General features: G+C 73.7%; 9 protein-coding genes. 4 read left to right on the top strand and 5 right to left on the bottom strand.

Annotation, left to right across the window (positions count from 1 at the left end):
- Nucleotides 1-21 precede the first annotated feature (21 nt).
- The 5 genes from CO540_RS26630 to CO540_RS26610 form a co-directional block, all read right to left on the bottom strand.
- On the bottom strand, nt 22-1200 hold the full coding sequence (locus CO540_RS26630; RefSeq protein ID WP_091572254.1) for an ROK family protein: 1179 nt from the start codon (nt 1198-1200) through the stop codon (nt 22-24).
- 203 nt (nt 1201-1403) lie between these two features.
- Complete coding sequence (locus tag CO540_RS26625) at nt 1404-2420, bottom strand: YihY/virulence factor BrkB family protein (protein ID WP_099164061.1); 1017 nt, start codon at nt 2418-2420, stop codon at nt 1404-1406.
- Between the two features lie 60 nt (nt 2421-2480).
- Entirely contained in the window at nt 2481-3287 is an 807-nt protein-coding gene (locus CO540_RS26620) for an ABC transporter permease (protein ID WP_099164060.1), read from the bottom strand.
- Nucleotides 3288-3298: 11 nt separating this feature from the next.
- Nucleotides 3299-4096, bottom strand: a complete 798-nt coding sequence (locus CO540_RS26615; protein WP_253866210.1) for an ABC transporter permease — start codon at nt 4094-4096, stop codon at nt 3299-3301.
- Nucleotides 4097-4940: 844 nt separating this feature from the next.
- Nucleotides 4941-5873 carry an ABC transporter ATP-binding protein gene (locus CO540_RS26610; protein WP_099164059.1) on the bottom strand — a complete coding sequence of 311 codons (933 nt, stop codon included), beginning with the start codon at nt 5871-5873 and terminating at the stop codon, nt 4941-4943.
- 246 nt (nt 5874-6119) lie between these two features.
- Here CO540_RS26610 and CO540_RS26605 point away from each other — a divergent pair, with 246 nt between their 5' ends.
- The 4 genes from CO540_RS26605 (at nt 6120) to CO540_RS26590 (ending at nt 12210) form a co-directional block, all read left to right on the top strand.
- Nucleotides 6120-8360, top strand: coding sequence for a TRAP transporter permease (locus tag CO540_RS26605; RefSeq protein WP_371682247.1), 2241 nt, complete (start codon nt 6120-6122; stop codon nt 8358-8360).
- Entirely contained in the window at nt 8357-9376 is a 1020-nt protein-coding gene (locus CO540_RS26600) for a TAXI family TRAP transporter solute-binding subunit (protein WP_091572230.1), read from the top strand. The genes CO540_RS26605 and CO540_RS26600 overlap by 4 nt, the downstream gene beginning before the upstream one ends.
- A gap of 63 nt (nt 9377-9439) precedes the next feature.
- Complete coding sequence (locus CO540_RS26595) at nt 9440-11821, top strand: sensor histidine kinase (protein ID WP_099164057.1); 2382 nt, start codon at nt 9440-9442, stop codon at nt 11819-11821.
- Nucleotides 11818-12210 (top strand): roadblock/LC7 domain-containing protein, encoded by a 393-nt coding sequence (locus CO540_RS26590; RefSeq protein ID WP_091572222.1) that lies wholly within the window; start codon nt 11818-11820, stop codon nt 12208-12210. The genes CO540_RS26595 and CO540_RS26590 overlap by 4 nt, the downstream gene beginning before the upstream one ends.
- Nucleotides 12211-12230: the final 20 nt, after the last annotated feature.

Genomic DNA, 12230 nt, shown 5'->3' with positions numbered 1-12230 from the left:
GCACGCCCTCGGTGCGCTCGGTCATGCGGCTTCCCCGAACGCGACGTCGCTGGCGAGCACGGCCGCGCCGGCGACGCCGGCGCGTGGGCCCAGCTCGGAGAGGACGACCGGCAGGTTGCCGGTGGCCAGCGGCAGCGAGCGGCGGTAGACCACGCTGCGGATCTCGGCGAGCAGGATGTGGCCGAGCTGGGCCAGCCCGCCACCGATTACGATCATCGACGGGTTGGTGAAGCTGACCAGGCCGGCCAGCACGCTGCCGACCCGCCGACCCCCGTCGCGGATGAGCTGGATGCAGGTGACGTCTCCCTCGACCGCGCCCTGTGCCACGTCGAGCGCGGTCACCACGCCCCGGGCGGCGAGCCGCTCGACCAGCGCCGGCGAGACCTCGGCGCGGGCCGCGGCGGTCGCCTCCCGGGCCAACGCCGCGCCGCTGAACACCGCTTCGAGGCAGCCGAGGTTGCCGCAGGAGCACATCGGCCCGTTCGGGTCGACCTGGATGTGGCCGATGTCGCCGGCGCACCCGTCGGTGCCCCGGTAGACCTCGCCGTGCAGATAGATGCCGCAGCCGATGCCGGTGCCGATCTTGATGAAGAGGAAGTCGTCGACCGAGTGGGCGACACCGCCGTGCCGCTCGCCGATGGCCATGATGTTGACGTCGTTGTCGACCACCGCCGGGCAGCCGTGCTCACGGGTCAGCAGCTCGCGGACCGGGAAGCGGTCCCAACCGGGCATGATCGGCGGGGAGACCGGGACCCCGTCGCGGAAGCTCACCGGGCCGGGCACGCCGATGCCGATCGCGTCCAGTCGCTCGTACGCCCCGTCCACCCGGGCCTTGTGCAGCAGCTCGTTGACCCGGTGCAGGGTCACCTTGGGCCCGGAGCGGATGTCGGCGGGTTCGGTGTACGCGGTCACCGGCTCCAGCCGCCCGTTGACCACCTCGACGTCGATCGAGCTGGCGCCCAGGTCGACCGAGGCGAAGCGCAGGCGCGGGCTCAGCTCGACCAGGGTGGACCGGCGCCCGCCCCGGGAGGCGGCAAGTCCGGCCTCGGCCACGTAGCCGAGGGCGACCAGGCGTTCCAGCTCGGCGAGCAGGCGCGGGCGGGGCATCTGGAGGCGGTCGCCGAGCTCGGCGCGGGAGACCGCGCCCTCGTCCCGGAGCAACCGCAGGAGCCGCACGTGCAGGGGATCGACCGTCCGCACCGGCGCTCACCTCCGCATCGGAGTCGTTCACATCGACGCAACGGCGATGTGTCGTGTCCGACACAGTAGGAGCCTTCCGGGTCACGTGTCCATAGCTTCGGCACAACCGATGGAAACTTTTGTCCATACGAACAAAAGCGTGTTCCGGATCATGAAAACGCGTCGCCCCGCCCGGTTCTCCGGGCGGGGCGACGCGAGGGTGGTCAGCGGGGAGTCGGCGCGTTGCGCTTCTTCCGCAGCTTGCGGTCGTCGCGCAGCTCGACGTAGGGCTCCTCGTCGGCCGGGTGCCCGGCCGCGATGGCGCGGCTGCGCTCCAACTCGGCGTCGAACTCCGCGCCGAGCAGGATGGCGATGTTGCTCAGCCAGAGCCAGACCAGGAAGATGATCACGCCGGCCACGGCGCCGTACGTCTTGTTGTACGAGCCGAAGTTGCTCACGTAGAGCGCGAAGAGGCCGGACACCACGAGCCAGAGCACCACCGCGAGCACGCCGCCGGGGCTGACCCAGCGGAACCCGCCGTGCCGGGCGTTCGGCGACGCCCAGTAGAGGATCGCGAACATCAGGCTGACCAGCACCAGCAGCACCGGCCACTTGGCGATGTTCCACACCGTGACCGCGGTCGAGCCCAGCCCGATCGCGTTGCCCGCCTGCTCGGCCAGGCCGCCGGTGAACACCACGATCACGGCGCTGACCAGCAGCATCACGCCGATCACCGCGGTCACCCCGAGGCGGATCGGCAGCGTCTTCCAGATCGGCCGCCCCTCCGGCACGTCGTAGATGCTGTTCGAGGCGCGCATGAACGCGGCCACGTAGCCGGAGGCCGACCAGAACGCGGCGACCAGACCGATCACCGCCGCGACGCTCGCCAGCCCGCCGGAGTCACCGGCCTGCGTGATCGCGCTCTCGATGATCGTGCGGATGTTGGGCTCCGGCACCACCTGGTTGACCGTGTCCTGCACGCCCTGGGTCGCCCGCTCACCGAGCAGGCCGAGCATCGAGATCAGCACCAGCACGCCCGGGAAGATCGAGAGCACCCCGTAGTAGGTCAGCGCGGCGGCCCAGTCGGTCAGGCTGTCGTCCTGGAACTCGCGGACGGTCCGCTTGAGCGTCGCCACCCAACCGGGGCCCGGCAGGTCGGTCGGGCTGTCCGGACCGTCGTCCGGCCCCACTGGCCCGGTGCGCTCGCGCCCCTCGCGGGCGGGAGACTCGTCGGTGGCCATCGCACCTCCCTCGTCGTGTCGTCCTGCACGACTTGCCCCGCGGCCGGGCCCGGTAACCAGCTACAGGTAGAGCAACCTGCCCATCCGCCGGGAGGCCAGCGCCAGCATGCCGCCGGTCAACGCCACCAGGTAGGCCACGTCGAGCACCCAGGACCAGCCGGACTCCCCCACGCACACGCCGCGGATCAGGTGCACCGACCGGTAGAGCGGGGTCAGCTCGACCAGCCAGCGCAGCGCCGCCGGGTAGGCCTCGGCGGGCACGAACGTGCCGGAGAAGAGGAAGAGGGTGAACTGGGCCGAGCCCATCAGGTCGAAATCCTGCCAACTGCGCAGCAGCGTCGCGACCGTCATGCCGAGCGCGCCGAACGCGAACCCCACCAGCACCGCCGCCGGGAACGCGACGAGCGCGCGTGACGCGGTGGTCAGGTCGAGCGTCACCATGATCAGCAGGAACGCGGCCGAGTAGAGGCCACCCCGCGCCATCGCCCAGCCCAGCTCGCCGAGGGCGATCTCGAACGGCTGCACCGGGGTCGCGATGACCCCGTCGTACAGCTTCATGTATTTCATCTTGCCGAAGAAGTTGAACGTGGTCTCGGACAGCGCGCCGCTCATCGCCGAGGAGGCCAGCATGGCCGGCGCGACGAACGCCGCGTAGGACACCACCGCGCCGCCGGGCAGCGTCAGGTCACCGACCAGCGCGCCCACCCCGATGCCGATCGACAGCAGGTAGAGCACCGGCTCCAGGAAGCCGGAGACCAGCACCAGCCAGTAGGCGCTGCGCAGCGCGGTGAGGTTGCGCTCGGCGATCGCGGCGGAGCGGCGCGCCCCCGTGACGCCGACCAGCCGGGGCAGGACGAGACCGACCACGACACCCCTTCCTAGACGACGAGTTGACGGCGGAACGCCCGCAGCGCCAGCCACCAGCCGGCGCCGGCCCAGACCGCGAGGTAGAGCAGGTGACCGGTGACCGACCACCGGGGCGCGACCCCCAGGGTGGCGGCCCGGCACAGGTCCACGGCGTGCCAGAGCGGCGTGGCCCAGGCGACCGGCCGCAGCCCGGCCGGCATCGACTCGACCGGGAAGAACACCCCGGAGAAGAGCGTCATCGGGATCACCGCGAACCGGAACAGCAACGCGAGGTAGCTGTCGCTCGGCACCCACGCGCTGAACGCGAAGGCCGGCGCGGCCACCGCCAGGCCGAGCAGCAGGGCGAGCGGCGCCACGGCCACCGCCCAGGGCGACCGCAACGCCCCGAACACGGCGGCCACCAGCAGGAACGCCAGCGCGCTGGTGACCACCCGGAACAGCACGAAGCCCAGGTGACCGGCCACGATGTCACCGGTGCGCAGGGGCGCGGCGACCTGGGTGTGGTAGGTGCGCACCCACTTGAAGTTGCTGTGCACCGGCCAGGTCGACTCGGCGACGGCGACCTGGAAGGCGGTCGAGGCGATCAGGCCGGGCACCAGCCACGGCAGGTAGGGCACCCCGTCGACGCCCTGGTCGACGTAGGCCCCGACGCCGAAGCCGAAGCCGACCACCGTGAGCACCGGCAGCAGGAAGGACGAGAAGACGCCCGCCCGCCACGTGCGCCGGTAGTTGACCAGGTAGTGGGCGAACACCGCCACCGCCGGCACCCGTGGCAAGCCCGCCCCGGCCCGGCCCGTCGCCGTCGTCACCCGCACCACCCCCGCCGACCTTCCTACCGGGCGGGTACGACAGGCGCCAGCGTGACCCGTCGGCGGTGGGGTCCCGACGCCTCCTCGGCGTCGGCACTCGCCGGGTCGGGCTGCTCGGGCCGGTCAGCGCCGGGGGCGAGCCCGGCGACGAACCCGCGTCAGGCGCCGGGGGCGAAGGCCCGACGCCGCCACCTTCCCGATCTGGCGGCCCATCCGTGCGGGTGTCCGCTTCCGTGGGAGATCTTGGAAGTGCGAGGCCCCTCTGAGGGCCGTTTTCTTCCAAGATCTCGGCGGGCGGGCATGTGGCGCCTCGCCCTCTCCGGGGGGGGTGGCGCAGATGGTCCGAGCCGGGACGCACCCATGGTGTTCCACCCACGGCGTCAACAGCCGACGAGTGGAACGCCATGGGTGCCCCCAAGGCCAGAACACACCCACGGTGTTCCACCGACGGAGTTGACGGGCGGTGGGTGGAACGCGGTGGGTGTCACCCCTCGGAGGGATGCGCCGGATCGTGTCCGGTGGGTGGGTGTCCGGTTCCGCGGTGGCGGGGCGGGACCGTCCGGACGCGGAATCGCCGGCGGGGTGGGCGGCGTCGTACACCCCCGGTACGCGACCGCGCGGGCGCACCCTCCGCTCGCGCCACCGCCTCACCGCCGCGAGCGGGGCTCCGGCCCACGAGCAAGCCGGACAGCACGGCCCTCGTGACCCGCCCCGGGCCCCACGAGCAAAAGGCCACCAACCGCGGGCACCAACCACGGGTACCGACCTCCGTCAGGTTCGACGGGGTCACGAAGGCATGCCGGTCCTTGGGACAGCCGGCCCCGCCGCACGAACGGCGCGGGCGTCAGTCGATCAGGGTGCGGCCGGTGAGGTGGAGGAAGACGTCCTCCAGGCTGCCGCGCCGCACCAGCACGCCGGCCGGGTCCAGGCCGCGCGCGGACACCTCGGCCACCGCGGCGTCGCCGTCGGAGACGTAGAGCAGGATGCGGTCGGGCAGCACCTCGACGCGCTCGCCCAACCCGTCGAGCTTGCCGGCGAACGCCTCCTGCGAGTCGCCCGCGAAGCGCAGCTCGACCACCTCGCGGGTGGCGTGCCGCTCGATCAGCGCGCGGGGCGACCCCTCGGCGACAATCCGGCCGCCGTCCATCACCACCAGGCGGTCGCAGAGCTGCTCCGCCTCGTCCATGTAGTGGGTGGTGAGCACCAGCGTCACGCCCTGCTGCTTGAGCCGGAACAGGCGCTCCCAGACCAGGTGCCGGGCCTGCGGGTCGAGGCCGGTGGTGGGCTCGTCGAGCAGCACGATCTCCGGATCGTTGACCAGCGCCCGGGCGATCGTCAGCCGCCGCTTCATGCCGCCGGACAGCGGGTCGACCCGGCTCTCGGCCCGCTCGGCGAGCTGGACGAAGTCGAGCAGCTCGGCGGCGCGCTCGCGGGCCACCCGGCGCGGGATGCCGAAGTAGCGCGCGTAGGTGGTGAGGTTCTCCCGGACGGTCAGCTCGGGGTCGAGGCTGTCGAGCTGCGGGCAGACCCCGAGCCGGGCCCGGATGGTCGGGCCGTCGCGCACCGGGTCGAGCCCGAGGATGCGCAGCTCGCCCCCGGACGGCGGGGAGATGCAACCGATCATGCGCATGGTGGAGGACTTGCCCGCGCCGTTGGGACCGAGGAAGCCGAACGCCTCGCCGCGACGGACCTCGACGTCGATGCCGTCGACGGCGGTGAAGTCGCCGAACCGCTTCACCAGCCCCCGCGCCTGGATGAGTGGTTGCCCGATGGTCACCGGCCGACCCTAACCGCCCGGTCCGACAACCCGCGCGCCCGCACGTTGCGTGACCGTCACTACGCTCCGTGATGGACCCATTTCATCGTTGGAAGCGGGCCTAACTCACCATAGTGGAGCGACTCCCGAAGACCGGTTCGTCTTTATGGCAGAACAATTGTGAAATCGCTTCGAAAAGAGTGTGCGGTGAGTGAGCGAAGGCTCATTCCGTCACTCAATGCAATCACGATCGGCAATGTTCCCATCATGTGCGCCATTCGCGTATCGTGCCCCCTCGTGCCACCCGTTCGCCCCTCCGACTCCACTCCCCCGTCACCCCGGACGCCCGCCGGCGGGCGTCCGGGGTCCGAAGTGGACTCCGACGCGGTGCCGCTCCCGCCCGACGACGGCGGGGTGGGCGACCCGGCGTGGGCCGACGACGGGCCGGGCGAGACGCACCACCACACCCGGGACCCGGACCACCCGGACACCCGCGAACTGGCCGCGCGGTTCGAGGAGGAGAAACCGGGGCGGACGCTCTCCGGACCGGTCGGCCGGCTCTTCACCGCGATCACCGTCGCGGTCGCGCTGCTGACGCTCTGGCAGGTGTTCTTCCCGCTGCCCCAGGGGAGCAAGTACTACCTCATCATCTTTCTCGCCGGCGTACTCCCGATGGTTTTCCTGGCGTACCCCTCGGGGGTGCGGCCACGGCGGACGGCGACCGGGCGGCCCGGGCCGACGGCGGTCGACTGGGCCCTCGCGCTCGCCGCGCTGCTGGTCTGCCTCTACCCGGTGCTGCCGGTGACGCTCGGCGCGGCCGGCGGCGGCTACGACGCGTTCCTCGACCGGCAGGGCCTGCTCGACCCGCTCGACGTGGCGTTCGGCACCGGGCTGCTGCTCCTGCTGCTGGAGGCGTGCCGCCGCACCACCGGATGGATCCTGCCGGCGGTGTGCGTGATGTTCCTCGGCTACGGCTACTACGGCGGGCTGCTCCCCCAGTCCTGGCCGGTGGCCCACGCGGGGCTGGACTTCGGGCAGCTGGTCGACGCGTTCTACAACTCCGACAGCGGCTTCTACGGCACCCCGCTCGACGTGGCCGCGTCGTACATCGTGCTGTTCACCATCTACGGCGCGGTGCTCGACCTCTCGGGGGCGGGTCGGTTCTTCGTGGAGCTCTCCGCCGCCGCGTTCCGCCGCTCCCGCACCGCCGCGGGGCGGACCGCCGTCGCCTCCGGCTTCCTGCTCGGCACCGTCTCCGGCTCCGGCGCCGCCACCACGGTCAGCATCGGAGCGGTGACCTGGCCGATCCTGCGCCGCGCCGGCTACCCCGCCGAGCGGGCCGGCGGCATGCTCGCCGCGGCCGGGGTCGGCGCGATCCTGTCGCCGCCGACGCTCGGCGCGGCGGCCTTCATCATCGCCGAGTACCTGGGCGTGTCCTACCTCCAGGTGCTCGGCTGGGCCACCGTGCCGACCGTCCTCTACTACCTGGGCATCCTGCTCTCCGTCGAGATCGACGCCCGGCGCTCCGGCGTGCGGCCGGTGGTCATCGACACCGGTTCGGCCTGGCGGCTGCTGGCCCGCTTCGGCTACCACTTCCTCTCCCTGCTCGTGATCGTGGTGGTGCTGGCGCTGGGCGCCTCGGCGATGCGGGCCGTGGTGATCGCCACCGCGCTCGCCGCCGTGCTGTCCTTCCTGGACCGCCGGCACCGGCTCACCCCGGCCCGGCTGGTCGCGGCGCTGCGCGACGGCGTCCGCGGGGTGCTCGCGGTGAGCGCGGTGTGCGCCGCGGCGGGCATCATCACCGCCACCACCACCAAGACCGGTCTCGGCCCGCAGGCGGCCGCGCTGCTGGTCTCCGGCGCGCAGTCGGTCAGCTCGGAGCCGGCCGTGGTGCTGGCGCTCACCGCCGTGCTCGCCGCGGTCGCGCTCAGCCTGCTCGGCCTCGCCGTGCCGGTCACCGCGTCCTTCGTGATCGGCTGGGTGATCATCGGCCCGGCGCTGCTGCACCTGGGCGTCGCCGCCCCCGCCGCCGCCATGTTCGTCTTCTACTTCGCGGTGCTGTCCGAGGTGTCGCCGCCGACCGCGCTGGCCGCGGTCGCCGCCGCCGCGGTCACCGGCGGCCGGCTGGTGCCGACCATGTGGCAGACCCTGCGGTACGCGCTGCCGGCGTACCTCATCCCGCTCGCCTTCGTGATCACCCCGACCGGCCTCGGCCTGCTCGGCATCGGCGGGGTGGGGCGGATCGTGCTGGCCGGCGCGGTCTCCGCGCTCGGCGTCGCCGTGCTGGCCGTGGCGGCCGGCGGGTGGCTGCCCGGCGTCGGCCCGGCCGGGACGCCGGAGCGGCTCCTCGGCGCGGTCGCCGGACTGGTGCTGCTCTGGCTGGAACCGCTGCCCATGGCGGTCGGCGCGGCGCTCGCCGCGCTGACCGTCGCGGGCGTGTACGTCCGACGTGGCGCCGGCCGCCCGTCGGCCTTGAAGTCCGTGCACCATGGGGAGGACAGAGGATGAGACGGATCGACACGCGAATAGCGGCGGGCGTCGGGGCGTTGGCCCTGGTCGCCGCCGGCGCCGCCGGCTGCGGGGGCCGACAGGACGGCGCGGCGACGGACGACGCCGCCCGCGACGTCACCTGCAAGGTCACCAAGGACACCCGGGTCGGCATCGCCACCGGCAACGCCACCGGGGTCTACTACGTGGTCGGCAACGCGCTCGCCGGTGAGCTGAGCAAGACCACCGACGGCAAGCTCACCGGGACGGCCGCCGAGACGGGCGCCTCGGTGCAGAACGTCGAGCAGCTCGTCGCCGGCCAGTACGACGTGGCGTTCTCCCTGTTCGACACCGCGGTCAACGCGGTGCAGGGCAAGGGCAGCTTCAGCTCGCCGCAGCCGGTCAAGGCGCTGTCCCGGATCTACGACAACTACACGCAGGTGGTCGTGCGGGCCGACGCGGGCATCACCTCGGTCGCGGACATGAAGGGCAAGAAGATCTCCACCGGCTCGCCCAAGTCCGGCACCGAGGTCATCGCCAACCGCCTGCTCACCGCCGCCGGGCTGGACCCGGCCAAGGACGTCCAGGCGCAGCGGCTCGACCTGACCAAGACCGTCGACGGCATGAAGGACGGCAGCATCGACGGGTTCTTCTGGTCCGGCGGCATCCCGACCGGCGGGGTCACCGACCTGTTCACCACCGCCGGCGACAAGGTGCGGTTCGTCGACATCAGCCCGCTGCTGCCGACGATGTCCGGGCTGAACCCGGCCTACCAGGCCGGCACCATCGGCAAGGACATCTACAAGACACCGGCCGACGTGCCCACCATCGTCGTGCCCAACGTGCTGCTCGTGCGGGACAACCTCGACGCGGACGTGGCCTGCGCGATCACCCGGACCGTCTTCGACCGCAAGGACGTCCTCGCCCAGGCCAACCCGGCCGCCAAGGGCATCGAGCTGGGCAACGCCCGCAAGACCGACCCGGTGCCGCTGCACCGGGGCGCGGAACGGGCGCTCACCGACCTCGGCGCGAGCTGACCCGACCGGCCGGGCCCGGACCCTGTCCGGGCCCGGCCCACCGACATCGACCGGGAGACCCCCGTGCCGCTGCCCCACCCCACCCGCGTACGCCGCCACCACCGTTCCGCGGACCGCGCCGGGCGTCTCCGGTCGGTCCGCGTCCAGCTGCTCGCCCCGATCCTGGTGGCGACCGCCGGTCTGGTGGTGCTGGGCGCGGCCCAGACCGGCGCCGCGCTGGACGCGTCCGCCGACGCCGACCGGGCCCGCGTGCTCGCCGGCACCGCAACGGCGACGGTACGGCTGGTGCACGAGCTGGAACGGGAACTCGGTGAGACGGCGGCGCTGCGCCAGCGGGGCGGCGCCTCCGGTCGGCCGCTGGTGGACGCGCAGCGACGTCGGGTGGACGCCGCCGTCGACCGTTACCGCTCGGCCGGTGGCGACGCCCGGCGGGCCGCCCCCGACCTGGCCGCCGTGCTCGACGACGCGAACGGCCACCTCGACCGGCTCGGCCCGGCCCGGGAACTGGCGCTGGCCGGGGAGCGCGGCGACCCGGCGTACGGGACGCTCGTCGAGTCGCTGCTCGCGGTGGCGGACGCGCTGCCCAGCCAGCTCCGCGACGCCGGCCTGGCCAACGAGGCGCGCGAGGTGGCGTCGGTGGCCGCCCAGGAGCACCTGTCCGCGCTGGAGCGCGACCTGCTCCGCGCGGTCTTCGTCCGGGGTGCGCTGGAACGGGGCGAGCTGGCCCGGCTCGGTCGGCTCCGGGGGGCCCGGGAGCAACGGCAGGCCGAGTTCCTCCGGATCGCCTCGGCCCCGGCGAACACCGCCTGGTACCGGCTGGTCGACGGCACGGACGTGACGACCGCCCGGCGCATGCGCGACACCGTGCTGGACACCGACGGCGCGCCCGAGACGCTGGAGACCGACGGCGACGCCTGGTACGTGGCGCAGAGCGGTGCCATCCGGCGGTACAACCTGCTCGGCCGGGAACTCTCCGACGGGCTGGACCGCGACGCCGCCGACCTGGCCGGCACCGCCCGGTGGCGGGCGGTGCTGACCGCCGGCGCGACCAGCACCGTCGCGCTCGGGTCGCTGGTCACCGCCGTGCTGCTGGCGGTACGCACCAGCCGTCGGCTGCGCCGGCTGCGGGTCGCCGCGCTCACCATGGCCAACCGGGAGCTGCCGGACCGGATCACCGCGATCGCGGCGGGCGAGGGCGCGCCGGCGGAGGGTCCGGCGACCCGGATGACCGACGGGATCCGTCGGGGTCAGGACGAGGTGGCCCAGGTCGCCGAGGCGTTCGACACCGTCAACCGGGCCGCGCTGCGCCTCGCCGGCCAGCAGGCGGAGCTGCGGCTGGACGTGACCCGGATGGCCGAGGCGCTGGCCCGCCGGATCCGCACGCTGATCACCCGGCAGCTCCGGCTGCTCGACGACTTCGAACGCGAGGAGACCGACCCGGACGCGCTGGCCCGGCTCTTCGCGCTGGACCACCTGGCCGCCCGGCTGCGGCGCAACGGCGAGAACCTGCTGGTCCTCGCCGGCGGTGAGCCCGGGCGGGGGCACGAGGGCGCGTTGCTCCTCGACGACGTGGTGCGCGCGGCGGCCTCCGAGATCGAGGACTACCTCCGGGTGGAGATCGACGTGCCGACCGCCGCGGTGCACGGCGCGGCCGTCGGCAACCTGGTGCACCTGCTGGCCGAGCTGCTGGAGAACGCCACCGTCTACTCCCCGCCGGACGCCCGGGTGCTGGTCGACGGGCGGCGCACCGTCGACGGCCTCGTCCTGCGCGTGCACGACCAGGGCATCGGCATCAGCGACGGCCGGCTGGCCGAGATCAACGAGCGGCTCGCCGTGCCGGCCACGCTGTCCAGCGCCGCCGCCGGCAGCATGGGCCTGCACGTGGTGGCGCACCTGGCCGCCCGGCACGGGATCCGGGTGCAGTTGCACGACGCCTCCGGTGGCACGGTGGCCCAGGTGGAGGTGCCCGAGTCGGTGCTGACCCGGGTCGAGTCGGTGAGCCGCCGGCCCACCGCCGAACGCCGGTCACCGACCGGGCTCGCCGCGCCCTGGTTCACCGCGGGCGCGGCCGCGACCCGCCCGGCCACCACCCGGGGCCTGGTCGCCGCCGCGCCGGTGACGGCCGAGGCCGCGCCGTCGGCGGGCGTCGTGCGGGGCGTCGCCGCGGTACGCCCCCCGGGCAGCGCCCTGCTGGCGCCCAGCGTGGCGCGGATCCGCCCGGCCAGCGCGCCGCCGGCGCCCGTGTCCACCACCGCCGCCGGCCTGCCGCGCCGGACCCGGGGCGGGCACCTGCCCGCGCCGATGCCCGACGCCCCCGCGTCACCGCCCGCGACGGACCTGCTCGACCCCGAGGTGGTACGCGCCCGGCTGTCCGCCCTCGCCGAGGGGGTGGCCAGCGCGACGCGCCGTGCCCCGAACACCACACCCACCGGGAGAACGCCATGACCACACCCGTTACCGCCGGACTCGACTGGCTGCTGGCGAACTTCGCCGAGCAGGTGCCGGACGTCTCGCACGCGCTCGCGGTCTCCGAGGACGGCCTGCGGCTCGCCGCCTCCCCCGACCTCTCCGCCGACCAGGTCGACCAGCTCGCCGCGGTGATCAGCGGTCTGGCGAGCCTGACCGTCGGGGCGGCCCGGCTGATGTCCGCCGGCCGGGTACGCCAGCAGATCGTGGACATGGACGGCGGCGTGATGCTGGTGATGGCGGTCGGTGAGCGGGCGCTGCTCGGCGTGCTCGCCGCGCCCGGCTGCGACCTGGGCCAGATCGGCTACGAGACGGCGACGCTGGTGCAGCGGGTGGCGGAGGCGCTGGAACCGGCGGCCCGCCGGTGACCGGCCGCCCGCGGTGGTTG

Source organism: Micromonospora sp. WMMA2032, from assembly GCF_002688545.1.
Classification (GTDB): domain Bacteria; phylum Actinomycetota; class Actinomycetes; order Mycobacteriales; family Micromonosporaceae; genus Micromonospora; species Micromonospora sediminicola.
The sequence above is the reverse complement of the archived record's forward strand: the minus strand, read 5'-3'. Positions and strand labels throughout refer to the sequence as shown.